This window comes from Pseudoduganella buxea (genome assembly GCF_009720835.1).
Classification (GTDB): domain Bacteria; phylum Pseudomonadota; class Gammaproteobacteria; order Burkholderiales; family Burkholderiaceae_D; genus Rugamonas; species Rugamonas buxea.
This window is the reverse complement of record NZ_WNKZ01000063.1, coordinates 1-23,796: the sequence shown is the minus strand read 5'-3', so window position 1 is coordinate 23,796 and position 23,796 is coordinate 1. Positions and strand designations below refer to the sequence as shown.

Genomic DNA, 23,796 nt, shown 5'->3' with positions numbered 1-23,796 from the left:
TGTCGTGCACATTTCGCGTGTCACTGGACCAAAAACGCCAGCCGGGGCGATGCAGTTGACGGCAATTACAAGTGTTACAAATCGGGCCACTTCTGTTAGCTGACGTACCGAAGCCTGCGGGGGCGGCGCCTACAGTAAGAAGCATGAACGATTCCCTCTCCACCTATAAAGCCAAGCGCAACTTCGCCATCACGCCGGAGCCGGCGGAAGGGGGCGAAGTGGGCAAGGAAGCTCTGAGCTTCGTCATCCAGAAGCACTGGGCCTCGCGGCTGCACTACGATTTCCGCCTCGAGCTGGACGGCACGATGAAAAGCTGGGCCGTGCCGAAAGGGCCCAGCTACGATTCGCACGACAAGCGCATGGCCGTGCACGTGGAAGACCATCCTATCTCGTATAACGACTTCGAAGGCGTGATCCCGGAAAAGCAGTATGGCGCCGGCAAGGTCATCATCTGGGACAAGGGCACGTGGCACCCGGTCGGCGACCCACGGCAGGGCTACCGCGACGGCAACCTGAAGTTCGAGCTGCGCGGCCACAAGCTGCGCGGGCGATGGGTGCTGGTGCGCATGAAGCGCTCCGGCGAAAAGCAGGAGCCGTGGCTGCTCATCAAGGAGAAGGACGACTACGTCCGGCCCGCCGACGAATTTTCCGTCATCGATGAAATGCCCGATAGCGTCAAGGCGCTGGGCATGCCCGCGGCCGAGACCCTGACACCGGCAGCGGAGGAGGCCGAAGCCACGGCGCTGGCCCACCAGGGCAAGGCGCCGGCCGGGAAGCCCACGGCTCGCAAGGCTGCAGCAACCAAGGCTGTCGCGAAAAAAACCGCGAAGAAAGCAACCGTGGCCAAAACCGCCGCAGCCCCGGCTCCGGATGGCAACGCCCGCGTCGCGCTGCCCGAAACCTTCTCGCCTGAGCTGGCCACCCTGGTCGACGCGCCGCCATCCGATCCGCACGACTGGCTGTTCGAGATCAAGTTCGACGGCTACCGCCTGCTGGCCCGGGTCGATGGCAAGAACATCGCCCTGGTTACCCGCAACGGCAACGACTGGACCCACAAGCTCGAACCGCTGCGCGCGGCCATCGAGAAAATGGACCTGCCCAGCGGCTGGTACGACGGCGAGATCGTCGTCCACGACGACAGCGGCCGGCCCAACTTCGGCCTGCTGCAACAGGCCTTCGACGGCACGAAAACCAGCAATATCGTCTTCTTCATCTTCGACGCGCCTTACCTGGACGGCTACGACCTGCGCGCCGTGCCCCTGCAGCAGCGGCGCGAACTGCTCAAGACCGTGATGGACCGGTCCGCGACGGACATGGTGCGCTACTCGGGCGAGCTGGAAGCCCCGCCCGCGGAGATGGTGGCGGCGGCCTGCCGCATGGGCCTGGAGGGCATCATCGGCAAGCGGCGCGATTCGCCCTATGTGTCGCGGCGCTCGCCCGACTGGATCAAGCTCAAATGCGCACAGCGCCAGGAATTCGTCATCGGCGGCTATACCGACCCGCAGGGCTCGCGCGAGGGCCTCGGCTCGCTGCTGCTGGGGTACTACGGCGAAGACGGCAAGCTGCATTACGCCGGCAATGTGGGCGCCGGCTTCAACGGCGCGACGCTGCGCGACATTACGGCGCGGCTGCAGAAGCTGGCCACGGACAAGAGCCCGTTCGCGCCCACCAAGGCCATCGCCAAGAAGGCGCACTGGGTCAAGCCGACCCTGGTGGCGGAAGTGACGTTCGGCGAATGGACCAGTGCCGGTTCGATCCGCCACTCCGTATTCCAGGGCCTGCGGGCGGACAAGAAGGCGACGAGCGTCACCCGCGAGCGGGCGGCGCATATGGAAACGCTGGTGGAGGGAACCATGCAGACGCAGACTGAAAAAGCCGAAAAAGCCGGCAAGGCTGGAAAAGCCGCCACGAAGGCGGCGGCACCGAAAAAGGTAAGGGCCGCCGTACCGGAAGGGGCCGACGTGGCCAGCAAGCTGCCGTCGTCGCTGAAGGTGACGAATCCGGACCGACTGATCGATCCGGCCAGCGGTACGACCAAGATCGGCCTGGTGCGCTACTACGCGCTGGTATCGAGCCTCATGCTGGAGCACCTGAAGGGCCGCCCGGTGGCGCTGGTGCGCGCGCCCGCAGGCGTCGGCGGCGAGCTGTTTTTCCAGAAGCATTCGGAGGTGGGCAAGCTGCCTGGCGTGAAGCAGTTCCCCCAGGCGCTCGACCCGGACCACCCGTCGATGCTGGAAGTGGCAACGGTGCAGGGCCTGCTGTCGGCGGCCCAGTGGAACGTCGTCGAATTCCACACGCAGAACGCCTTCGGCAAGAACTACGAAAAACCGAACCGCATGATCTTCGACCTGGACCCGGGGCAGGGCGTGACGTGGAAGATGATCCAGGAAGCGGCCCAGCTGATGCACGCCTTCCTCGAGGAGCTGGGCTTGCCCGCCTTCCTGAAGACCAGCGGCGGCAAGGGCCTGCACGTGGTGGTGCCCATCAAGCCGCAGCACGACTGGGACACGGTGAAGGGCTTCTCGCGCGCCGTCGTCGAGCACATGGCGGCCACCCTGCCGGACCGCTTCGCCGTCAAGAGCGGCCCGAAGAACCGGGTCGGCAAGATCTTCATCGACTACCTGCGCAACGGCCGGGGTGCTACCACGGCCTGCGCCTGGTCGGCCCGCAGCCGCCCGGGGCTGGGCATTTCCGTACCGGTGGCGTGGAGCGAACTGGAACACCTGCGCGGGGGCGACCACTGGACGGTGGCGACGATCCATGACCGGCTCGACGATGGCAACACGCCGTGGGCCGACTATGGCAAGAGCGCCGTCAGCATCACGAAGGCGATGAAGCAGCTGGGGTATTCGCCGGAGTAGGGTAGGACCATGCAAAAAGGGGCGGCCCGCTGGCCGCCCCTTTTTGCATGCGCGTATCCGATTTACGCGGCCTTGCGGCCCGTGCCCGATTTCGCAGTGGCCGGCCTTGCGGCAGCTTTCTTCGCCGCCGGCTTGGCGGCAGGCTTCGACGCGGCTGCCTTGGCGGCACCCGACTTCGGCTCGCTCTTCGCTGCCGCCTTGGCGCCGGACTTGGCTGCAGCGCGGGGCGCGGCCTTCCTGGCCGGCTTCTTCGGCGCTTCTTCTTCCTCCGCCGAGTCGACCTCCTCGTCCTCGTCCTCGTCCTCCTCCACGTCGCGCGCCGCAGCCTTGCCCTTGGCGGGCTTGCCGCCCAGGGATTGCTTCAGCAGCGCGACCAGGTCGATGACGTTCGACGACGGTTTTTCCTCGGCGTCCTTGGACGGCATCGTGATGGTCTTGGTCTGCTTGGCCTTGATCTTCTTCTGGACCAGTTTCAGCACGTCGTCCTTGTAGGTGTCGTGGTACTGCTCGGGCGCCCATTCCTCGCTCATGCCTTCCACCAGCGACAGCGCCATTTCCAGCTCCTTTTCCTTGATGCCGGTGGCCTTCGTGCCCTTGCCCGGCAGCTTCAGGTCATCGGTGTCGCGGATCTCGTCGGCGTAGCGCAGGGTATTCATGATGATGCCGTCCTCGGTGGCGACCAGGGCACACAGGTGCTGCTTGGTGCGGATCACCACGGTGGCGATGCCGATCTTGCCGGCCCGGCGCAAGGTTTCGCGCAGCAGCGCATAGACCTTGTCACCGCCACGGCCGGGCGCCAGGTAGTAGGGGGTTTCGTAATACGTCAGCGGTACATCCTCGGCGTCGACGAAGGCGAGGATGTCGATGGTCTGGGTAGCCTTGACGTTGGCCTGGCGCAGGTCCTCGTCGGACAGCACGACATACTCGCCGTCCTGGTATTCATAGCCCTTGATGATGTCGTCCCACGTGACTTCCTTGTTGTTCGCCTTGTTGTAGCGCTTGTAGCCGACGGGCGAGAAGTCGCGCTTGTCGAGCATCGTCAGGTCCAGCTCGTTCTCCTTGACGGCCGAATACAGGTCGACGGGAATGTGCACCAGCCCGAAGCTGATGGCGCCTTTCCACAGTGAGCGTGCCATGGTGATCTCCTTGAGCGGAACTGCGGGACGGCCCGGGGCCGCCCCGCCGTGGATCAGCCCACGCTGCCCGTGATGGGCAGGATGATGCCGGTAATGTAGCTGGCGCAGCTGGGCGCGGCCAGGAACACGTAGGCCGGCGACAGCTCTTCGGGCTGCGCCGGGCGCTTCATGTCCGTGGCTTGGCCGAACTCGGCGATTTTTTCCGGGGTCTGGTCGGCCGGGTTCAGCGGCGTCCACACGGGGCCCGGCGCGACCGCGTTGACGCGGATGCCTTTCTCCAGCACGTTCGACGCCAGCGACATCGTAAACGCATGGATTGCGCCCTTGGTCGACGAGTAGTCGAGCAGCTTCGAGGAGCCTTCCAGGCCCGTCACGGAACCCGTGTTGATGATCGACGCGCCCCGCTTCAGGTGCGGCAGCACGGCCTTGGCCATGTGGAAGTAGCCGTAGATATTGGTCTTCATGGTCAGGTCGAAGCGCTCCTCGGTCAGGTCCTCGAGCGAGTCGGCATGCTCCTGGAAGGCGGCATTGTTGACGAGGATATCGACCTTGCCGAACTCGCGCACGGTACGCTCGACGGCATCGCGGCAGAACTGCGCGTCGCGCACGTCGCCGGGGATCAGGATGGCGCGGCGGCCCTCGGCCTCGATACAGCGCTTGGTCTCCTCGGCGTCCTGCTGTTCCTCGGCCAGATACACCAGGGCGACATCGGCCCCTTCCCGTGCATACAGCACGGCGACGGCGCGGCCGATGCCGGAGTCACCGCCCGTGATGATGGCGCTCATGCCTTCGAGCTTGCCGCTGCCCTTGTAGCCGGGCGCCATGAACTGGGGCTTCAGTTCCATCTCGGCTTCAATGCCGGGCTTGTCGAGATGCTGGGTGGGAAAGTCGCCATCGGGAAACGCATGCGTTCCCGTCTGCACGCCCTCCGGCTCCTGTTCCTGGCTCCCGTCGGCCTTCTTCTGCGCGGCCTTTTTCTCGTCCTTGGCATCCTGCTGCTGCTGGATGTCGCGCTGCAGGTTGCCCAGGTCCTGGCTCGGCTGCTCGCTTGCCTTGTCCTTGGACTTTTCCTTCGACTTCGATTTTTCTTTTGACTTCGACATGACGTGCTCTCCTGATTTGAAATAAGGCGAAGGGCAAGTATTGGCGCTGACCGGCCAGGAGACCGTGCGCGTCCGCACATATGACACGACCGGGGAAACGGGACAGTCACAGGGCAGCGCGGCGCCGAGTTGCATGAGATAAATAGTGTCTTTGGTAAAATAATATTGCCATTTTTGAACAATCTGTCACACTGTCGACCTGGGCAGTTTTTATCAATCGGATAGGGAGTTCAACAATGTCGCAATCGGGCCGTACAGGGCTGTTCGTTCATCCGGATGCGGTCCGGCGGAACCGGTTCCAGGCCGTTTGCGGGGCGAGCTTCGGGCGCTTGCGGCTGGCCGGGTCTTCCGGCGCGGCGCTGGAGCAGCTGGCGCAGGGCGGGACCGACCTGCTGATTGTCGACCTGGCCGGCTGCACCGCCGGCGACACGGCCCAGCTGACGACCTTGTGCATGCTGGTGCGCACCCGCAACGGCGCGCCCGTGCTGGTGCTGTGCCCCTTCGGCATGACGGCCTGGCTGCCCGAGCTGATGGGGCATGGCCCCCTGCATTACCGCATCAGCCCCGTCATCGACGTCGAGCTGTGCCAGGCCGTCACCCAGCTGCTGCGCGCGCCGGACATGGCGCACGGTCCGGCCCAGCAACTGGCGGACAAGGAGCGCGAGTTGCGTGAACTGCTGACCTTGCAGCGCAGCGTGCAGCGTGCCGTCGGCAAGCTGGAGGATGTGGCGGAGCTGGCCGCGCAAATCTGTACGGCACTGTGCAGCTTCCCCGGCGTGCGGCATACGGCCTTGCTGCAGATGAAGGAGGGCGGCAACCTGCGTCTTCTGGACCAGGAAGCGCGCAACGGGCTGGACCTGGAACGGCTGCTGGGCTGCCGCGACGGCCTGCTGGCATCGCCCTTGCGCGACGTCTTCCCGCCGCTGCTGGCCGTCAGCGCGGGCGAGCTCGTACTGCTGGACGCGCCGGAAAAGGCGGGCGACCCGCAACTGGCCGCCACCCTGCATGCGCACGACGTGCGCATGGTGCTGGCGCTGCCGCTGCGCAGCGAGCCGGATGGTCCCATCCACGGCGCCATCAGCCTGATGTTCGAGCGCCAGTCGCAGTTCTCGCGCGAGCAGTTCGCCTGCTTCGCCGCGATTGCCCAGTGTATCGGCTTCGCGCTGGCGATGAGCGAACTGAAACAGCAAAACGACGCGCTGGCCGGGCGGTTGGCGCAGGTGCTGACCACCGACCCGCTGACGGGGGCGATCAACCGCCGCGCCGGCGAGCAGCTGCTCGACACCGAGATTCGGCGTGCGCGCCGCTACGGCCTGCCGTTGGCCGTCATCGCCTGCAATATCGATAACTTCAGGTCCGTCAACGACGCCTACGGCTACCCCATCGGCGACCAGGCCCTGCGCGCCGTGTCGCACACGATCGCCGGGCGCCTGCGCGTGTCGGACCGGCTGGCGCGCATGCGCGGCGAAGAGTTCCTCGTCATTGCCACCCATACGACGGCCCGCGATGCGCTGCGCCTGGCCGAGAAGCTGCGCGCCACCGTGGCCGGCACCGAGCTGCCCGGCTGCGAGACGGTGACGATCAGCCTGGGCGTGGCCCAGGTGGCGCCGAACGAGGACGCCGTGGCCGTGATGGACCGGGTCGACGGCGCCCTGCGCCAGGCCAAGCGGCGCGGACGCAATTGCGTGGAACTCGCGCAGTAGCGAGTCGCCCTGCGTGTCTGCGATAAGCGTTTTGAGGCCTGCGATATCGCTTCGGATATCGGGCCATGGGCCGCATATAGTAATCAGAAAATAGAGCAGCAAACCCGTTGACGCGACGATAAGATGGCCCGGCCTTTAGCGGTCGGCCAGGATTCCCCATGTGGCCGGCCATCGACCATCATCGGAGAGCCAATGAAAAAGAACAAGCATCGGGACGCACTGCGCGGGGCCGTCGCGCTGGCGGCAATGTGGGCGGCAGTATGGGCGACGCCTGGCCACGCGGCCACGTACTACGTCGCACCGAACGGCAGCGACGGCGCGGCAGGCACCAAGGCCGCGCCATGGAAGAGTTTCGCCAAGGCCCAGGACGCCGCCGGCGCCGGCGACACCGTGTATTTTCGCGGCGGCGCCTATGTCTACATGGCAGGCCTGAACACCTGCGCCAGCACCACGGCCACAGTCAACGCCGTCACCCTGAACAAGAGCGGCAGCGACGGCCGGCCGATCCGCTACTGGGCCTACCCGGGCGAGAAGCCCGTGTTCGATTTCGCCCAGATGAAGGACAACTGCCGCGTCAAGGCCTTCAACATCACGGCCAGCTGGCTGCATTTGAAGGGCCTGGAAATCAAAGGCGCGCCGCAGCAGCCTGGCAACCTGGCCAACAACGAATCGTGGGGGGTGTGGATTCGCGGCAGCTACAACATCCTGGAAGCGCTCGATACCCACCACCACATGGGGCCGGGCCTGTTCCTGGCGGACGGCAGCCATAACCTGATCCTCAACGTCGACTCGCACCACAACTACGACCCGTACAGCAAGTCCGGCGCCGGCCAGAACGCGGACGGCTTCGGCGCCCACATCAAGGCCAACCAGCCGGGCAATGTGTTCCGCGGCTGGTTGGCCTGGGCCAACACGGACGACGGCTTCGACCTGATCAACGCCTACTCGCCCGTCGTCATCGAACACTCGTGGGCCTGGCTGCACGGCTACCTGCCCGGCACGACGACGTCGATCCCCGCGGGGAACGGCAACGGCTTCAAGATCGGCGGCTTCAGCGGCGTCTACCAGCCCAACGCACCGGTCCACGTGGTGCGCTTCTCGGTGGCCTTGCGCAACAAGGTCAACGGCTTCTACGCCAACCATCATCCCGTCGCCAACCAGTTCTACAACAACACGGCGGCCAGCAACGGCATCGGCTTCAACCTGCTGGGCATCGCGCCGGATAACACGCCGTTGAACCTGGGCGTGGCCCGCAACAACGTGGCATACGGCGGCACGGCCGCCGCCAACACGGCCGGTACCCAGACCTCGCACAACAGCTGGAACCTGGCGCAGGCCCCGACAGCCGACGACTTCCAGGGTGTGTCGATGTCCGGCTGGGATGCCCCGCGACTTCCCGACGGCAGCCTGCCCGTGCTGCCGCACTTCCACCTGGCCCCCCGCAGCGGCCTGGTGGATGCCGGCATCGACGTTGGCCTGCCGTACACGGGCCGCGCGCCGGACCTGGGCGCCTACGAAGGCACGGACACGGTGGCCCTGTACCGCGACGTCAGCGCCAGTGTGACGGTGACGCAGTCCGGCCTGAGTTTCAACCGCACCACGGGAACGCAGCGGGGCACCATCACCGTCACCAACACGTCGGACCAGGCCATCGACGGCAGCCTGCTGCTGCGCCTTGATTACCTGAGCGACGGCGTCACCCTGCAGGCGGCGGGCGAAAGCCTGGGCGGCGCACCGACCTTGAAGCTGCCCGTGGCAAGCCTGGCGCCGGGCCAGTCGGCCACCCTGGCCACCACCTTCGTCAACCCGGAACGCGTCGCCGTCGGCTACACGCCGGCGTTGATCGCCGCCGACCTGTGAGGACTTCCCGATGACCCGAATGACTTCGATGCTGCTGCGCCTGATGCTGGCGCTCACCCTTTCCCTCGGCGCCGCCAGTGCCGCGCTGGCCGGTCCGATCTACCGCGTCGCCGTCGACACGGCCGCGCTGGCCGGGCAGGGCGGGTATGTCGACTTCCTGTTCCTGGGCCTGGGCAGCGCGGCCCCGACCCGCGCCATGCTGTCCGGCTTCGCCGGCGACTTCGGCGCGGCCAGCGTATTCGAAGGCGAGGCTGCCGGTTCGCTGGCCGGCGGCGTCACCCTGGGCAACGGCACGGGCTGGAACGAATTCGCCCAGGCGGCAAGCTTTGGCGGCCTGTTCGAGTTCTTCGTCAGCTTCGACGCGGGCACGGTCGGCGATGGCACCAACCTGGGCATCGCGTTGCTGGACCAGGACTTCAACTACCTGGGCGCGAACGCCGACATCGTCACCTTCGCGCTGCAGCCGGGCCAGGCCGACGCCATCTCCGTCAACAGTGGCTTCGCCACCGTGCAGGCCGTGCCGGAACCGGGCACGGCACTGCAGGTGCTGACAGGGCTGCTGCTGATGGGCCTGGTGCTGCGCCACGGCCGGCGCTGAGCACCACGCCCACGGCCGGGCCTGTGTCCACCGTGGGGTCAGACCCGGAAGTGGACACGAGCTCATCTGGCAGGGCCCCCGTTTTATGGCAGAGTGCGTGTCCATGTCGGGGTCTGACCCCAGGGTGGACACGGGCTGAGCCAATGCACGGCCGGGTTGGTGTGGACTTTTGTGCCTGACCCCGATGTTGACGCGTGCTCGGCCGTGGTAGGCTTCGGTCTTTGCACACTGGATTTGTAATGCTGCATTGGCTCCGGGGCTATCGCCGGGCTGCGCTGCCGGGGGATATCGGCGCCGGCGTGGTGGTGGCGATGATGATGATCCCGCAGGGGATGGCGTATGCGCTGGTGGCTGGCTTGCCGCCCGTGGCGGGGCTGTATGCCAGCATCCTGCCGCCACTCGTGTATGCGCTGTTCGGCAGCAGCATGACGCAGTCGGTCGGGCCGATGGCCATCGTGTCCCTGATGACGGCTGCCGCCATCGCGCCGCTGGCGGCGCCGGGTTCCGCGCTGGCCGGCGTGCTGGCGGCCCAATTGGCGCTGGTTGCCGGCGGCGTGCTGCTGCTGTGCGGGCTGCTGCGGCTGGGTTTTTTGGCCAGCTTCTTTTCCCGCCCCGTCATGAGCGGCTTTACCGTCGGCTCCTCGTTCGTCATCGCCTGGGGCCAGCTCAAGCCCCTGCTGGGCGGCACGCCCGCCCATCCCCACGTCCCCAGCGCGCTGCTGGGACTCGGTTCCCTGCTCTTGCTAGTCTTGGCGCGCTTTGGCCTGGCACCGCTGCTGCAGCGCCTCGGGCTGAAGAAAGGCGCCGCCGACGTCGTGGCCAAGCTGGCGCCGATGATGGTGGTGCTGCTGTCGATCGTGCTGGTCGCGCAACTCGACCTGCCGGCGCTGGGCGTGGCCGTCACGGGACCGGTACCCACCGGCCTGCCGCAACTGAACCTGGCGACGTCGCCGGCGCACTGGAACGCGCTGGTGCAGCCGGGCCTGTTGATCGGCTTCGTCGTCTTCCTGATCAGCATGTCGGCGGCCCAGTCGCTGGCACAGAAGCGGGGCGAGAAGCTGGTCAGCAACCGCGAGCTGGTGGGGCTGGGCGCGGCCAACGTGGCCAGCATGGTGTCGGGCGGCTTCCCCGTCACGGGCAGCCTGTCCCGCTCGGCCGTCAATTTCGCCGCCGGCGCCAACACGCCGCTGGCCAGCGTCATCTCGGCCGTGCTGCTGGCGCTGGCACTGGTGCTGCCGACCGGCTGGCTGGCGCTGCTGCCGCTGCCGACCCTGGCCGCGACGATCATCGTGGCCGTGCTGGGCATGCTGGAACTGGCCACCCTGCGCACGGCCTGGGATTACGACCGGGGCGACGCGCTGGCCTGGCTCGTCACCTGCGTGGGCGTGCTGGCACTGGGCGTGGAGGCCGGCGTCATCGTCGGCGTCGTGCTGTCGATGGGTACCCTGATCTGGCGCGCCAGCCGGCCCCATATCGCCGTGCTGGGCCGTATTCCCGGCACCGAGCATTTCAGGAATGTCGAGCGCTACGCCGCCACCACCTGCGCTACGGTGCTGTTCCTGCGCATCGACGCCAACCTGTTCTTCGGTAACGTCGATGCCGTCAACGAGCGCATCGAGGACGAGCTGCGGGCCCACCCGTCCACGCGCCACCTGGTGCTGGTGATGTCGGCCGTCAGCTCGATCGACACGACGGCCCTGTTCGCGCTGTCCGAACTGAACGCCAGCCTGCGCACGCGCGCCGTCAAGCTGCACTTCGCTGAAGTGAAGGGCCCCGTGATGGACCGCCTGCGCGCCAGCAATCTGCTGGACCAGCTCAGTGGCCGCATCTTCCTCAGCACGGCCATCGCCAGCGATTTCCTCAACCACCCTCCCGAGAAGGACGATTGAATGAACCAGTACCGCGCGGCCGTGTTGGCCGCCTGCCTGTTGTGCGCCACGCAGGCCCCAGCGGCGCCCAGGCCCACGGCGGCCGACGCCCAGTTCCGTGCCGTCTACACCCAGGAATGGCGCTGGCGCCAGGGCGAGCGGCTGGAGGATGCGGAGGACGACACCAGCGGCATTCGCGCCACCTTGCCCAAGATCGATCCGGCCACGCAGCAGGCCCGCCAGCGCTATTGGGAAGCCACCCTGCGCAAGCTCGACGCCGTCGCTACGGGCAAGCTGTCGGCGCCCCAGCGCATCGACTTCGCCGTCTACCGGGCCCAGGTCGCGGCCCTGCTGGAAAACCAGCGCTTCCGCGAGTACGAAAAACCCCTGAATGCCGATTCCGCGTTCTGGTCGAACCTGACGTATGAAGCGCGCAAGACCTTCCGCACGCCAGCGGAGTACCGCGCCTATGTGGCCCAGCTGAACGACGTGCCCCGGTACTTCCGCGACCAGGTGGCGAACATGCGCGCCGGCCTGGCGCGCGGCTTCACGCCGCCGCGCGTGACCTTGCAGGGCAGGGATCAGTCGCTCGTGGCCGTGGCCGAGGCCAAGCCGGAAGCGACGGCCTTCTACAAGCCCTTCGCCACCATGCCGGCCACGATTCCCGTCGCCGAACAGGCCAGCCTGCGCGCCGCCGCGCTGGCCGCCATTCGTGACCACGTCATTCCCGCCCACGCGCAGCTGCTCAAGTTCATGCGCGAGGAGTACGTGCCCAACGCCACCGAGCATCTGGCGGCCGAGCGCCTCCCGGACGGGCGTGCCTACTACCAGTCGAAGATCGTCGAGTACACGACGACCGACCTGACGGCCGACCAGATCCACCAGATCGGCCTGGCCGAGATGGCCAAGATCCGCGCCGAGATGGCCCAGGTGATGCGGGACGTGAAGTTCGACGGCGACCTGCCGGCCTTCTTGCACTTCCTGCGCACCGACCCGCGCTTCTACGCCAAGACGCCGGAAGAGCTCTTGATGCGGGCGGCCTGGATCGCCAAGAAGTTCGACGCGAAGGCCGAGCAGTACTTCGGCCGCCTGCCGCGCAGCCGCTTCGCCGTCATTCCCGTGCCGCCCGAGCAGGCGCCGTACTACACGTCGGGCCGGGGCGGCCCGGGCGTGTACCTGGTCAATACCTACAACCTGCCGGCCCGTGCGCTCTACAGCCTGCCCGCCTTGACCCTGCACGAATCGGCGCCGGGCCACGCCTTCCAGATGCCGCTGGCGCTGGAGCAGCAGGGCCGGCCCGCCTTCCGCAACGCCTATATTTCAGCGTATGGCGAAGGCTGGGCCCTGTACTCGGAGCGCCTGGGCACGGAGATGGGCATCTACGAGACGCCGTATGAAGTGTTCGGCATGCTGAGCTACCAGGCCTGGCGCGCGTCGCGCCTGGTGGTCGACACGGGCGTTCACGCGAAGGGCTGGACGCGCGAGCAGGCGCAGAAGTACCTGATGGAGAACACGGCCCTGTCCAGCCACGAGGTGGAGACGGAAGTGGACCGCTACATCTCCTGGCCGGGCCAGGCGCTGTCCTACTACCTGGGCGAGATGGCCATTGTCGAGGCGCGTGCCAGGGCGGAGCAGGCGCTGGGCGGGAAGTTCGACATCCGCGCCTTCCACGACACCGTGCTGGAACTGGGCTCGGTGCCGCTGCCGGTGCTGAAGAGCCGGATCGACCGCTTCATCGCCGACGGCGGCAAGGGGCCATACCCGGCCCCATGATCCGGTGCCGGGTCAGCGCTTCAGCACATTCAGCACGGCCAGGCTCATGGCCTGGGCTGCCGTCTTGATCGACGGTTCCGGCACGGGTGCGTAGAACGGCGAGTGGTTGAAGGCGACCGGCTTGCCGCCCGGGCGCTGGGCCTCGGCCACCACCTTCGGATCGTAGACGCCCGTGAAGAAGAACATCGACGGGATGCCTTCGTTGGCGAAGGCCGAGAAGTCCTCGCTGGCCGTCATGGCCGGCACGCGCACGGCGTTGGCGGCGCCGAAGGCATCCCGGAATACGGCCTCGGTCTTCTCCACCAGCGCCACGTCGTTGACGATGGCCGCGCCGCCGGACGTGAGCTGCACGTCCGGCGCCGGCGCACCCGCCATGGCCGCCGCCCCATTGGCCACGCGGCGCACGCCGTCCAGCAGTTTCGCCCGGACTTCCGGGCTGTAGGAGCGGATCGTGCCGCGCACCTGCACGCTGTCGGGAATGATATTGCCCACCGTGCCGCCCTGGATGGCGCCGATCGTCACGACGCCGAATTCCTTCGGGTCCTTCTCGCGGCTGACCACCGTCTGCACGTCGACGACGAAGCGGGCCGCGATGGCGATGGGGTCGAGCGCCTTGTCCGGCGCCGAACCGTGCCCGCCACGGCCCTTGAAGACGATCTCGATGGCGTCCGAATTGGACGACACGGGGCCGTCGTTGAAGCCCACGGTGCCGTGCGCCAGGGGCCAGGAGTGCAGGGCGAATGCGTAGTCGGGCCGGGGGAAGCGCTTGAGCAGGCCGTCGTCCAGCATGGCCTTGGCGCCGGACACGGTTTCCTCGGCCGGCTGGGCGACGAAGACCAGGGTGCCCTGCCACTGCGACTTGAGTTCCACCAGCGTGCGGGCCGTGCCCAGCCAGCCGGCCATGTGGATGTCGTGACCGCAGCTGTGCGTGACGAAGCTCTCGCGTCCATCGCTCTGGGCCTTGGCGCGGCTGGCGTAGGGCAGGCCCGTCTTTTCTTCCATCGGCAGGCCGTCGAGTTCCGTGCGCACCAGCACCGTCGGGCCGGTGCCGTTGCGCAGCACGGCCACGACACCGGTCTTGCCAACCTTCTCCGTCACGGTAAAGCCCAGCTTCTTCATTTCCGCCGCCAGCTTGCCCGCAGTGCGCACTTCCTGGAAGGCGATCTCGGGGTGGGCGTGCAGGTCCTTGTAGATCGTGTCGAGCCACGGATACATGCCGTCGACGCGGCCGGCGACCTGGGTCTTCAGGGGTTGCTGGGCCTGCGCGGTGGCGGCCACGGACAGTGCGGCAACAAGGGCAAGGCGGACAAGCGATGGTTTCAAGGCGGGGCTCCCGATGGTTTTGTCGTACGGTTTGTTGTACATCAAGGCTATCACAGGGGCGCGTCCGCCGGGATGCTTGATGATTGGCAAGATTCTTATCTGCAATATCTGCCAGCATCGACCGACCATCCTGCGGCACCGCCGCCCTGGCCGACCAGCCACCCGTCTACAAATTCCGCGACCTGCCGCGCACGGGCAGCCACCTGCCGCGCAATGTCGCCACGTCGCCGCTGCCTGCCTGACCGGCTTTATCGCCAAGCTCCTGATGATGGCGCGCTACAAGCCGGCCCTGTGCAAGGGCCAGCCCTGCGGGCAGGACTACCTGCTGCTGGCGACCCTGACGGACGAGTGAGGCGCCGCGCACCAGGTCGGGCACCGTATCACGTCAACTCGCGCTCCGGGTTATGATATTGGCCTGACAACCCGGAGCCAACGATGCCTCTCTACCAGATCTGGTACAACGACAATGACCAGCCGCTCGTCGTCAACCCGCCTTACCGCCTGCGCGATATCGAGATCGTCGGCGAGGTGCTGCGCCACGAACAGCGCGCCAACCGCCAGAGCGCCGACCCCAGCGGCCTGACGGTGCGCGAGCTGATGCGCGTGAACGGCCTGCGCGATGTGCGCTACACGATGGACGAAAGCGAACCGGTTCGCCTGGCCGGACACTGACGCACCAGCATAGGCACCAACGGGGCACGCTTCCCGGTACGTCGCACCACCCTGGTGCATGACATGGTGCCGCAGGCCCTTTGACACCGCGCCGGCTCCCGCCGGTGCTGACAGATGCTGGCACGCAACTTGCTGTAACGACAGGGTTATCGTTGAATAAACCGTCGTCATGCCCGATTGCCATGCCATCCAAGCATCCACGGCCGCCCCTGCCTGGCAGGCCCGCTTGCGCCTGGGCTTCACGCGCGACGGCGACGTCACCCGCCTGACCCGGCGCGAGCACAGCGGCCCGCTGCGCGTGCAGAAGGCCCTGTATCCGGAAGACCCGGCCATCTGCCATGCCATCGTGGTCCACCCGCCCGGCGGCGTCGTCGGGGGGGACGTGCTCGATATCGCCGTGCACGCCGACGACGGCGCCCACGCCTTCCTCACCAGCCCGGGCGCGGCCAAGTGGTACCGCGCCAACGGCCGCACGTCGCGCCAGGCCGTGGCGCTGCGGGCCGGCGCCGGCGCCTCGCTCGAATGGCTGCCGCAGGAAACCATCTTCTATGACGACGCCCACGTCGAACTGAGCCACCATGTCGACCTGGCCCAGGACGCCGCGTACCTGGGCTGCGAAATCCTGTGCCTGGGCCGGCGCGCCTCCGGCGAAAGCTTCACGCGCGGGCGCATCGGCCAGCACACGTCGATCCGGCGCGGCGGGCGCCTGCTGTGGTGGGAGCAGGGCATCCTGACCCCGGCCCTTCTGGCGAGCCCCGTCGGCTTGGCCGGCCACACTGTCTGCGCCACCCTGATCGCCTGCGGCGCGCCACTGCCGGTGGACGTGCTGCACGCCGTGCGCGCGCTGGCCGACCACCCCGGCTTCGGCGCCACCCAACTGAAACACGTGCTGGCCGTGCGCTGGCTGGGCGACGACAGTGAAGTGGCGCGCGAGATCATGCTGGCCGCATGGCGCCTGCTGCGCCCCGCCTTGCTGGCGCGCGCTCCCTTCGATCCGCGCAGTTGGCGCACCTGACAAGCATCCGAGGATACCCATGGACCTGACTCCCCGTGAAAAAGACAAGCTCCTGATCTTCACCGCCGGCCTGCTGGCCGAACGCCGCCTGGCGCGCGGCCTGAAGCTGAACCATCCGGAAAGCGTGGCGCTGATCAGCGCGGCGCTGCTCGAAGGCGCGCGCGACGGCAAGACGGTGGCGCAGCTGATGTCCGAAGGCACCCGGATCCTGCGCCGCGACCAGGTCATGGAAGGCGTGCCGGAATTGATCCCGGACATCCAGGTTGAAGCCACTTTCCCGGACGGCAGCAAGCTCGTTACCGTCCACCATCCGATTCCGTAAGAGGCAGCCATGATCCCCGGCGAATACAAACTTGAAGGGGGCGACATCGCCCTGAACGCGGACCGCGCCGCCGTCACCGTCGTGGTGGCGAACCGGGGCGACCGCCCGATCCAGGTGGGCTCGCACTTCCACTTCTTCGAAGTGAACAACGCGCTGTCCTTCGAGCGGTGGAAGGCCTACGGCCGGCGCCTGAACATCGCCGCCGGCACGGCCGTGCGCTTCGAGCCGGGCCAGCAGCGCACCGTGGAGCTGGTGGCGCTGGAAGGGGACCGCGAAGTGTACGGCTTTGCGGGCAAGGTGATGGGCAAGCTGCAGGACGCGCCGACGGGCCCGGCCGACGGCGAGGACGGCAACTGATGGCGACGATCTCCCGCCGCGCCTATGCCGAGATGTACGGCCCCACCACGGGCGACCGCATCCGCCTGGCCGACACCGAACTGTTCATCGAGATCGAAAAGGACTACGCCACCTACGGCGAGGAAGTGAAGTTCGGCGGCGGCAAGGTGATCCGCGACGGCATGGGCCAGTCGCAGCGTGCCCACGCCGACGTGATGGATACGGTCATCACGAACGCCGTCATCGTCGACCACTGGGGCATCGTCAAGGCCGACATCGGCCTGAAGAACGGCCGCATCGCCGCCATCGGCAAGGCCGGCAACCCGGACATCCAGCCCAACGTGACGATGGCCATCGGCGGCGCCACCGAGATCATCGCCGGCGAAGGGTCGATCGTCACGGCCGGCGGCGTCGACAGCCACATCCACTTCATCTGCCCGCAGCAGATCGAGGAAGCCCTGATGAGCGGCGTGACGACGATGATCGGCGGCGGCACGGGGCCGGCCGTCGGCACGGCCGCCACCACCTGCACGCCGGGCCCGTGGCACCTGCATGCCATGCTGCAGGCGGCCGACGCCTTCCCGATGAACCTGGGTTTTCTCGGCAAGGGCAATGTCAGCCTGCCGCTGCCGCTGGAAGAGCAGATCCGCGCCGGCGCCATCGGCCTGAAGCTGCACGAGGACTGGGGCAGCACGCCGGCCGCCATCGACAACTGCCTGTCCGTGGCGGACCGCTTCGACATCCAGGTGGCCCTGCACAGCGACACCCTGAACGAAGGAGGTTTTCTCGAAGAGACGCTGGCCGCCTTCAAGGACCGCACCATCCACACCTTCCACACGGAAGGGGCGGGCGGTGGCCACGCACCGGACATCATCGCCGCCGTCGGCCAGTCCAACGTGCTGCCGTCGTCGACCAATCCCACGCGCCCGTTCACGGTGAACACCCTGGACGAGCACCTGGACATGCTGATGGTGTGCCACCACCTCGACCCGGCGATCGCCGAGGACGTGGCCTTCGCGGAATCGCGCATCCGCCGCGAGACCATCGCCGCCGAGGACATCCTGCACGACATCGGCGCCATCTCGATGATGTCGTCGGACTCCCAGGCCATGGGCCGCGTGGGCGAAGTGATCCTGCGCACGTGGCAGACGGCGCACAAGATGAAGGTGCAGCGGGGCGCGCTGCCTGAGGATACGGACCGCCACGACAACTTCCGCGTCAAGCGCTTTATTGCCAAGTACACCATCAACCCGGCCATCACGCATGGCGTGTCGCACGTGGTGGGCTCGCTGGAAGTGGGCAAGATCGCCGATATCGTGCTGTGGAAACCGGCCTTCTTCGGCGTCAAGCCGTCGATGATCCTGAAAGGCGGCATGATCGCTGCGGCCCAGATGGGCGACCCGAACGCGTCGATCCCCACGCCCCAGCCGGTGCACTACCGGCCCATGTTCGGCGCCTTCGGCGGCGGCCTGAAAAAGTCCTTCACCTTCGTGTCGCAGACCGCCTTCGACGCCGGCATCGGCGAGGCCCTGCAGCTGTCCAAGACCCTGATCCCCGTGCGCGGCATGCGCCACCTGCGCAAGCACCACATGATCCACAACGGCGCCACGCCCGTCATGCAGGTCGACCCGGAAACCTACGAGGTGCGCGCGGACGGGCGCCTGCTCACGTGCGAACCGGCCACCGTGCTGCCGATGGCGCAGCGTTATTTTTTGTTCTGAAGGACCCGACATGCTGACACTGCATACGAAAATCACCGATCCGGCAGTCGCCAGGGGCGCGCCGGTGGACGGGCGCCTGGTGCTGCCCTACGAGCTGCGCGAAAAATGCCGGCTGCGCGCGAAACTGGACACGGGCGAGGAAGTGGCCCTGTTCACCGTGCGCGGCACCGTGCTGCGCGGCGGCGACCTGTTGAAGGGCGACGACGGCAGGGTGGTGCGGGTGGAAGCGGCGTTCGAATCCACCTACAAGGTCACCTGCACCGACCCGCTCGCGCTGCTGCGCTGTGCCTTCCACCTGGGGAACCGCCACACGCAGGCCCAGGTAGGCGACGGCTTCCTGCGCATCCGCGCCGATGCCGTGCTGCGCGACATGCTGGCCGGCCTGGGCGCCACCGTCGTCGAGCAGCTGGCGCCGTTCGAGCCGGAATCCGGTGCCTACGGCGGCGGCCACCACCACCACGACACCCTGCTGGCACCGGTACCGCTGCGCCAGCGCATCCACCGGCCCGGCGACCCGCCGGCCGGGGACGCGCCGTGATTGCCGCCGCCCAGCTGCTGCACCTGCTGCAGCTGGCCAGCCCGTCGCTGCCGATCGGCGCCTACAGCTACTCGCAGGGCCTGGAAGCGGCGCTGGAGCAGGGCCTGGTGCACGATGCGGCCAGCGCGCAGCGGTGGATCGTGCGCCAGCTGCATGACGTCGTCGCGCCGTGGGAGGCGCCCCTGTGCTGGCGGCTGATGGCGGCCTTCACGGCGCGTGACGCGCAGCTGGCAGCCGAGCTGTCCGAGAAGTTCCTTGCCTCGCGCGACACGGCCGAACTGCGCGCCGAAACCGTGCAGATGGGCTTTTCGCTGGCACGGTTGATCGGCGAGCTGGGCATCGCCGACGAGGGCGCGCTGGCCATGCTGCGGCACGATGCCGACGTACCGCTGCCGGCGGCCTATGCCTGCGCCGTCGCCGCGCTGGGCATTCCGCACCAGGAGGCGCTGCTGGCGTGGCTTTTCACGTGGGTGGAAAACCAGGTGCTGGTGTGCGTCAAGTCCGTGCCGCTGGGGCAGGTGGCGGGGCAGAAGCTGCTGCTGTCGCTGCGCCCGGACATCGAGGCGGCCGCGCTGTGCGCGCAGTCGCTGGCCGAACACGAGCTGTCGAACTGGTCGCCGGCGCTGTCGCTGCTGTCGATGCGCCACGAAGTCCAGTACAGCCGACTTTATCGTTCATAAGGAATCACTATGCAGACAACTTCCAACCCGCTGCGGGTCGGCATCGGCGGGCCGGTCGGCTCCGGCAAGACGGCCCTGTGCGAAATGCTGTGCAAGGGCATGCGCGAGCGCTACGACATGGCCGTCATCACCAACGACATCTACACCCGCGAGGACATGGAAATCCTGCTGCGCGCCGAAGCGCTGCCGGCCGAGCGGCTGATGGGCGTGGAAACGGGCGGCTGCCCGCACACGGCGATTCGCGAGGACGCGTCAATCAACCTGGAGGCGATCGCCCGCATGCAGGCCGATTTCCCCAACCTGGACCTGATCCTCGTCGAATCGGGCGGCGACAACCTGGCCGCCACCTTCAGCCCGGAGTTGTCGGACCTGACCATCTACGTCATCGACGTGGCCGGCGGCGAGAAGATTCCCCGCAAGGGCGGCCCCGGCATCACGCGCTCGGACCTCCTGATTATCAACAAGACGGACCTGGCGCCGCACGTGGGCGCGGACCTGGACGTGATGGCACGCGACGCCAAACGCATGCGCGGCGAGCGGCCGTTCGTGTTCACCAACCTGCGCAGCGGCGACGGCGTGGCGCAGGTAATCAGCTTCATCTCCGAACAGGGCCTGCTGGGCCAGGGGGGCAAATGAAGCGCGCAGTGAAGTACACCCCGGCACTGCTGCTGGCGCTGGCCAGCCTGCCCGCGTTGGCCCATCCCGGCCACGCCGCACTGGCCGACGGCATTGGCGCGGCCTTCGGCGCCGGCCTGCGGCACCCGCTGACGGGGATCGATCACCTGCTGGCGATGCTGGCCGCCGGCATCTGGAGTGCGCGGGCACGGCAGCGCGCCTATGTCGGCGTGCCGCACCGCTCGCGGCCCGGCGACCTGCTGCTGCCGGTCGTATTCCTCGTCATGATGGGGCTCGGCGCCGCTGGCGGCATGGCCGGCCTGCGCCTGCCGCTGCTCGAAGGAGGCATCGCCCTGACGGTGGCGTTGACGGGGGTGCTGGTGGCGGCCAGCGTGCGCCTGCCGGCATGGGGCGCGGGCCTCGTGATGGGCGGCTTCGCCCTGTGGCACGGCAATGCCCACGGCCTGGAGCTGCCGCAGGCGGCCAGCGCGCTTGGCTTTCTCCTCGCCAGCGCGGCGCTGCTGCTGTCCGGCCGCGCCCTGGCCCGGTTGCCGCTGGCCCGCCCGCTGGGCGGCGCCATTGCCGCCGCCGGCGTCGCGCTGCTGGCCTTCTGAAACCGGGGACAGTCCCCTGTTTTCAGGCAAGCTTGCCCGGCCTTGAGTCGGGACTATGCGCGCGGGTGCTCGCGCCGTTCGGAAAGCTCGATCGGCGCTGCATTCTCAGGATGCTTGCCCAGGTGACCGGCGTAGACGGCACGAATCGCCGCCATGTCCTTTTCCTGGTCGCCCGTCAGCCACAGGTGGTCGGCCATGCCCAGCGTGCGGTTCGGATAATCCAGGTAGACGAGGCACAGCGGCACCTTGGCCTCCAGCGCCAGGTGGTAGAAGCCGCTCTTCCAGTACGGCCGGTAGCCGCGCGTCCCTTCCGGCGTGATGCACAGCCAGTACCAGGGGGCGTCGTTCATGCGCCGCGCCTGGGCGCTGATCATGCCGGTCGCGGCGCCCCGGTCGACCGGCTGGCCGCCGATCGCGTGGAACCATTTGCCCAGCACGGGAATGCGGAACAGCGACTCCTTCGCCAGCCAGCGGAACGGCAGGTCGGTGGTGAACTTGGCCGCCAGGCCGAGCATGAAATCCCAGTTCGACGTGTGCGGGTAGGTGACGAGAATGCCGCGCGGTCCCGGCAGGTCGCGGTACAGCATTTTCCAGCCAAACAGGTGGAGGATGCGCAAGGCCAGGCGCTGTTTTAAGGTTGGCAGATCGGCGGGCGCTAGCCTATAGTTGGTCATACATCTTCCCTGTTGGTGATGCGGATGCCGGTCGATATGCCGCGCCTTTGTTTCACCTTGTGAAAACCGCGGTCGAAATTCTATCCGGGCTGGACAGGCGCGGCAAGACCTGTTGCTGCCCGGAAGCCCGCGCCGTTGCATCGTTGCGTCCCTTTTACGGCAGGCTGCGGCCCGCGCCGACGGGTGGCGCCGTGCCTTTTGATCATGACAATCAGGCAATTGCTCTGTATCGACACGGAGGGCCGGGGCATCGGTGCCGACATCGCGGCGGCGGCGGAAGGTTTTGCCCTGCGCGTGGCCGTCAGCATCGAACACGCCGGCCAACTGGCGCACGTGCGGCCGCCCGCCGTCGGCGTCGTGGTGTTGCCCGGGCCAGGCACGGGAACGGCCGCGCTGGAGCGTTTCCTGAGCGAGCACGCGACGATCCGGTGGGTTGCCGTCTGCGCGCCCGAGGCGTTGCAGCACGGCCCATGCCGCCAGCTGGTGCACGACCATTGCATCGACTATCACACCTTGCCGCTCGATCGCCAGCGCCTGCGCCACACCTTGGGGCATGCGCTGGGCCTGGCCGCGCTGGGCGAAGGGCAGGCCGTGCCTCACGGCAGCCACGCGATGCGCCTGACCGGCGACAGCGCCCCGATCGTGGGGCTGCGCCAGCGCATTGCCAAGGTGGCCGCCGCCGATGCGCCTGTGCTGATCTGGGGCGAGAGCGGCACCGGCAAGGAGCTGGTGGCGCGCGCCGTGCACGATTGTTCGGCACGCGCCCGCGGGCCCTTCGTGCCGATCAACTGCGGCGCCATTCCCGCCAGCCTGGTGCAGTCCGAACTGTTCGGCCACGAGAAGGGCGCCTTCACGGGGGCGGCGCGGGCCCGGCCCGGCTTGATCGAGTCGGCCGCCGGGGGCACCGTGCTGCTCGACGAGATCGGCGACCTGCCGCTGGAAATGCAGGCCAACCTGCTGCGCTTCCTGCAGGAAAAGACGATCCACCGGCTGGGCGGCACGCGCGCCGTGCCGGTCGACGTGCGCGTGGTGGCGGCCTCGCACGTGAACCTGCAACAGGCCGTGGCGCGGGGCAGTTTTCGCGAAGACCTGTTCTACCGGCTCAACGTGCTGGCGCTGGAAGTGCCGCCCCTGCGCGAACGGCGCGACGATGTCGTCGCGCTGGCCCAGCTGTTCTTCCGCGAATATGCCGCCGAGCGGGCACCCCATGTGCGGGGCTTTTCCAGCCGGGCGCTGGCGGCGCTGCGCGCGCACGACTGGCCCGGCAACGTGCGCGAACTGCTGAACCGGGTACGGCGCGCGGCCGTGATGGCCGAACACAGGCTGATCGGCCCGGCCGACCTCGACCTGGCGGGGAAAGCCGACGGCGAGCCGCCGCTGGCCCTGCACGGCGCTCGCGTGCAGGCCGAGCGCCACGCCATCGAAGCGGGACTGCACGCGGGCAAAAGTGTCACACGTGTGGCACGCGAGCTCGGCGTTTCGCGCATGACCTTGTACCGGCTGATGGCCAAGCACAGCATCGTCACGCCGGCCCGGCGCCGCACGCCCTGACGGGCCGGAACCGCCGCACGGGCCCCGTCCTGCCCAAGGCTGAGTCACAAAGCCGTGACATTGGCCCTCGCCACCCGTTCTGTCCGGCGCCTGGCCGTCTGTTCCCCGAGGCTTGGTACCGTGTTCCCGTCCGCGCGCCGGGTTTGCCGATGACACTGCCGCGCTTGCCTGTCTCGCGGGCGTGACAGCGCCGGCCGCGCGGCGGTTGTCGTCGCCGCCTCCCGGACCAGCGATGCCAGCAATATCAAGGGCTTGGCGTGGCGGTGGACTGATGGCACCAAGCTTGCGATAAGGAGCAGACCGGCAGCCGCGCAGCGCGCGCGCATGGCGGCACATGATCCCTGGACTCCAACCACGGAAATTCACGCATCGCAAACCCCACCATTTCAGCGAGGACCACATGAAGAAATCCCTGCTTGCCACGGCTATCGCCCTTGCCTTTACCGTCAGCGCCTCGGCACAGACGACTGACCCGACGTCGGCCGTGACGCAGTCCGGCAGAGGCGCCCATGCCAACGACAATTCCACTGCAACCCAGGACAGCAGCTCGAATCGCGATAACCGCCAGGCCAACGACAACAACAACAGCCTGGGCCACGCCCATGCAACGGCGGCCGGCGCTGCCGCGGCCAATAACGGCGCGACCGCAACGTCCAGCCTCGCCAACTCCTTCAATACCTCGACCGCCACGGCCTCCAGTTCGCTGACGGGCACCGTGTCGGGCAATACCGTGAACCATATCGGCAACGTCGCCAGCAACTCCGGAGGCGCCAACGGCGGCCAGGCCGCGGGCGGCTTGGGCGGCGCGGCCACCGGCGGCGCCGCCACCGGCA

At 67.7% G+C, this 23,796-nt stretch carries 21 protein-coding genes and 1 pseudogene; 18 read left to right on the top strand and 4 right to left on the bottom strand.

What is annotated here, in order from left to right; genetic code table 11:
* Window positions 1-143 precede the first annotated feature (143 nt).
* Complete coding sequence (gene ligD / locus GM672_RS19235) at window positions 144-2,861, top strand: DNA ligase D (RefSeq protein WP_155472152.1); 2,718 nt, start codon at window positions 144-146, stop codon at window positions 2,859-2,861.
* Window positions 2,862-2,923: 62 nt separating this feature from the next.
* On the opposite strand, the gene ku is transcribed toward ligD, so the two are convergent.
* Complete coding sequence (gene ku / locus GM672_RS19230) at window positions 2,924-3,997, bottom strand: non-homologous end joining protein Ku (protein WP_155472151.1); 1,074 nt, start codon at window positions 3,995-3,997, stop codon at window positions 2,924-2,926.
* Window positions 3,998-4,050: 53 nt separating this feature from the next.
* Entirely contained in the window at window positions 4,051-5,100 is a 1,050-nt protein-coding gene (locus tag GM672_RS19225) for an SDR family oxidoreductase (protein WP_155472150.1), read from the bottom strand.
* 329 nt (window positions 5,101-5,429) lie between these two features.
* On the opposite strand from GM672_RS19225, the gene GM672_RS19220 reads away from it, so the two are divergent.
* The 5 genes from GM672_RS19220 to GM672_RS19200 all read left to right on the top strand — a co-directional run bounded on the left by GM672_RS19220 (window position 5,430) and on the right by GM672_RS19200 (window position 12,902).
* Window positions 5,430-6,803, top strand: a complete 1,374-nt coding sequence (locus GM672_RS19220; RefSeq protein WP_229417820.1) for a GGDEF domain-containing protein — start codon at window positions 5,430-5,432, stop codon at window positions 6,801-6,803.
* Between the two features lie 192 nt (window positions 6,804-6,995).
* Complete coding sequence (locus tag GM672_RS19215) at window positions 6,996-8,663, top strand: right-handed parallel beta-helix repeat-containing protein (RefSeq protein ID WP_229417819.1); 1,668 nt, start codon at window positions 6,996-6,998, stop codon at window positions 8,661-8,663.
* A 10-nt stretch (window positions 8,664-8,673) separates the two neighbouring features.
* Window positions 8,674-9,261: an NF038129 family PEP-CTERM protein gene (locus GM672_RS19210; RefSeq protein ID WP_155472148.1), complete on the top strand. Its 588-nt coding sequence runs from the start codon at window positions 8,674-8,676 to the stop codon at window positions 9,259-9,261.
* Between the two features lie 239 nt (window positions 9,262-9,500).
* On the top strand, window positions 9,501-11,150 hold the full coding sequence (locus GM672_RS19205) for a SulP family inorganic anion transporter (protein ID WP_155472147.1): 1,650 nt from the start codon (window positions 9,501-9,503) through the stop codon (window positions 11,148-11,150).
* On the top strand, window positions 11,151-12,902 hold the full coding sequence (locus GM672_RS19200; RefSeq protein ID WP_155472146.1) for a DUF885 domain-containing protein: 1,752 nt from the start codon (window positions 11,151-11,153) through the stop codon (window positions 12,900-12,902).
* Window positions 12,903-12,914: 12 nt separating this feature from the next.
* Here the strand turns inward: GM672_RS19200 and GM672_RS19195 are convergent, their stop codons facing one another.
* Window positions 12,915-14,225, bottom strand: coding sequence for an amidohydrolase (locus tag GM672_RS19195; protein ID WP_229417818.1), 1,311 nt, complete (start codon window positions 14,223-14,225; stop codon window positions 12,915-12,917).
* A gap of 79 nt (window positions 14,226-14,304) precedes the next feature.
* Between GM672_RS19195 and GM672_RS19190 the strand changes: the two genes are divergently transcribed.
* From GM672_RS19190 to GM672_RS19145, 10 genes are all read left to right on the top strand, one after another.
* Window positions 14,305-14,577 carry a hypothetical protein gene (locus tag GM672_RS19190; RefSeq protein WP_155472144.1) on the top strand — a complete coding sequence of 91 codons (273 nt, stop codon included), beginning with the start codon at window positions 14,305-14,307 and terminating at the stop codon, window positions 14,575-14,577.
* A gap of 83 nt (window positions 14,578-14,660) precedes the next feature.
* Window positions 14,661-14,897, top strand: a complete 237-nt coding sequence (locus GM672_RS19185) for a hypothetical protein (protein WP_155472143.1) — start codon at window positions 14,661-14,663, stop codon at window positions 14,895-14,897.
* A 169-nt stretch (window positions 14,898-15,066) separates the two neighbouring features.
* Window positions 15,067-15,912, top strand: coding sequence for an urease accessory protein UreD (locus GM672_RS19180; protein WP_155472142.1), 846 nt, complete (start codon window positions 15,067-15,069; stop codon window positions 15,910-15,912).
* A 19-nt stretch (window positions 15,913-15,931) separates the two neighbouring features.
* On the top strand, window positions 15,932-16,234 hold the full coding sequence (locus GM672_RS19175; protein WP_155472141.1) for an urease subunit gamma: 303 nt from the start codon (window positions 15,932-15,934) through the stop codon (window positions 16,232-16,234).
* 9 nt (window positions 16,235-16,243) lie between these two features.
* Entirely contained in the window at window positions 16,244-16,591 is a 348-nt protein-coding gene (locus GM672_RS19170) for an urease subunit beta (RefSeq protein WP_155472140.1), read from the top strand.
* Window positions 16,591-18,291 (top strand): urease subunit alpha, encoded by a 1,701-nt coding sequence (ureC, locus tag GM672_RS19165; RefSeq protein WP_155472139.1) that lies wholly within the window; start codon window positions 16,591-16,593, stop codon window positions 18,289-18,291. The genes GM672_RS19170 and ureC overlap by 1 nt, the downstream gene beginning before the upstream one ends.
* A 10-nt stretch (window positions 18,292-18,301) precedes the next feature.
* Window positions 18,302-18,829 carry an urease accessory protein UreE gene (gene ureE / locus GM672_RS19160; RefSeq protein WP_155472138.1) on the top strand — a complete coding sequence of 176 codons (528 nt, stop codon included), beginning with the start codon at window positions 18,302-18,304 and terminating at the stop codon, window positions 18,827-18,829.
* Entirely contained in the window at window positions 18,829-19,509 is a 681-nt protein-coding gene (locus GM672_RS19155) for an urease accessory protein UreF (protein ID WP_170300146.1), read from the top strand. The genes ureE and GM672_RS19155 overlap by 1 nt, the downstream gene beginning before the upstream one ends.
* A gap of 9 nt (window positions 19,510-19,518) precedes the next feature.
* Window positions 19,519-20,145, top strand: a complete 627-nt coding sequence (ureG, locus tag GM672_RS19150) for an urease accessory protein UreG (RefSeq protein ID WP_155472137.1) — start codon at window positions 19,519-19,521, stop codon at window positions 20,143-20,145.
* Window positions 20,142-20,738: a HupE/UreJ family protein gene (locus GM672_RS19145; RefSeq protein WP_155472136.1), complete on the top strand. Its 597-nt coding sequence runs from the start codon at window positions 20,142-20,144 to the stop codon at window positions 20,736-20,738. The genes ureG and GM672_RS19145 overlap by 4 nt, the downstream gene beginning before the upstream one ends.
* A gap of 53 nt (window positions 20,739-20,791) precedes the next feature.
* On the opposite strand, the gene GM672_RS19140 is transcribed toward GM672_RS19145, so the two are convergent.
* Window positions 20,792-21,412, bottom strand: coding sequence for a 1-acyl-sn-glycerol-3-phosphate acyltransferase (locus tag GM672_RS19140; RefSeq protein WP_155472135.1), 621 nt, complete (start codon window positions 21,410-21,412; stop codon window positions 20,792-20,794).
* Between the two features lie 204 nt (window positions 21,413-21,616).
* On the opposite strand from GM672_RS19140, the gene GM672_RS19135 reads away from it, so the two are divergent.
* Complete coding sequence (locus GM672_RS19135) at window positions 21,617-22,963, top strand: sigma-54 dependent transcriptional regulator (RefSeq protein ID WP_155472134.1); 1,347 nt, start codon at window positions 21,617-21,619, stop codon at window positions 22,961-22,963.
* A 400-nt stretch (window positions 22,964-23,363) separates the two neighbouring features.
* Window positions 23,364-23,796, top strand: a pseudogene (locus GM672_RS19130) (hypothetical protein); the annotation flags it as partial.

Excerpts from the sequence above, each read along its gene's own strand:
- ligD (WP_155472152.1), top strand. The coding sequence starts at position 144 with ATGAACGATTCCCTCTCCACCTATAAAGCCAAGCGCAACTTCGCCATC.
- ku (WP_155472151.1), bottom strand. The coding sequence starts at position 3,997 with ATGGCACGCTCACTGTGGAAAGGCGCCATCAGCTTCGGGCTGGTGCAC.
- GM672_RS19225 (WP_155472150.1), bottom strand. The coding sequence starts at position 5,100 with ATGTCGAAGTCAAAAGAAAAATCGAAGTCGAAGGAAAAGTCCAAGGAC.
- GM672_RS19215 (WP_229417819.1), top strand. The coding sequence starts at position 6,996 with ATGAAAAAGAACAAGCATCGGGACGCACTGCGCGGGGCCGTCGCGCTG.
- GM672_RS19210 (WP_155472148.1), top strand. The coding sequence starts at position 8,674 with ATGACCCGAATGACTTCGATGCTGCTGCGCCTGATGCTGGCGCTCACC.
- GM672_RS19205 (WP_155472147.1), top strand. The coding sequence starts at position 9,501 with ATGCTGCATTGGCTCCGGGGCTATCGCCGGGCTGCGCTGCCGGGGGAT.
- GM672_RS19200 (WP_155472146.1), top strand. The coding sequence starts at position 11,151 with ATGAACCAGTACCGCGCGGCCGTGTTGGCCGCCTGCCTGTTGTGCGCC.
- GM672_RS19190 (WP_155472144.1), top strand. The coding sequence starts at position 14,305 with ATGATTGGCAAGATTCTTATCTGCAATATCTGCCAGCATCGACCGACC.
- GM672_RS19185 (WP_155472143.1), top strand. The coding sequence starts at position 14,661 with ATGCCTCTCTACCAGATCTGGTACAACGACAATGACCAGCCGCTCGTC.
- GM672_RS19180 (WP_155472142.1), top strand. The coding sequence starts at position 15,067 with ATGCCCGATTGCCATGCCATCCAAGCATCCACGGCCGCCCCTGCCTGG.
- GM672_RS19175 (WP_155472141.1), top strand. The coding sequence starts at position 15,932 with ATGGACCTGACTCCCCGTGAAAAAGACAAGCTCCTGATCTTCACCGCC.
- GM672_RS19170 (WP_155472140.1), top strand. The coding sequence starts at position 16,244 with ATGATCCCCGGCGAATACAAACTTGAAGGGGGCGACATCGCCCTGAAC.
- ureC (WP_155472139.1), top strand. The coding sequence starts at position 16,591 with ATGGCGACGATCTCCCGCCGCGCCTATGCCGAGATGTACGGCCCCACC.
- ureE (WP_155472138.1), top strand. The coding sequence starts at position 18,302 with ATGCTGACACTGCATACGAAAATCACCGATCCGGCAGTCGCCAGGGGC.
- ureG (WP_155472137.1), top strand. The coding sequence starts at position 19,519 with ATGCAGACAACTTCCAACCCGCTGCGGGTCGGCATCGGCGGGCCGGTC.
- GM672_RS19145 (WP_155472136.1), top strand. The coding sequence starts at position 20,142 with ATGAAGCGCGCAGTGAAGTACACCCCGGCACTGCTGCTGGCGCTGGCC.
- GM672_RS19140 (WP_155472135.1), bottom strand. The coding sequence starts at position 21,412 with ATGACCAACTATAGGCTAGCGCCCGCCGATCTGCCAACCTTAAAACAG.
- GM672_RS19135 (WP_155472134.1), top strand. The coding sequence starts at position 21,617 with ATGACAATCAGGCAATTGCTCTGTATCGACACGGAGGGCCGGGGCATC.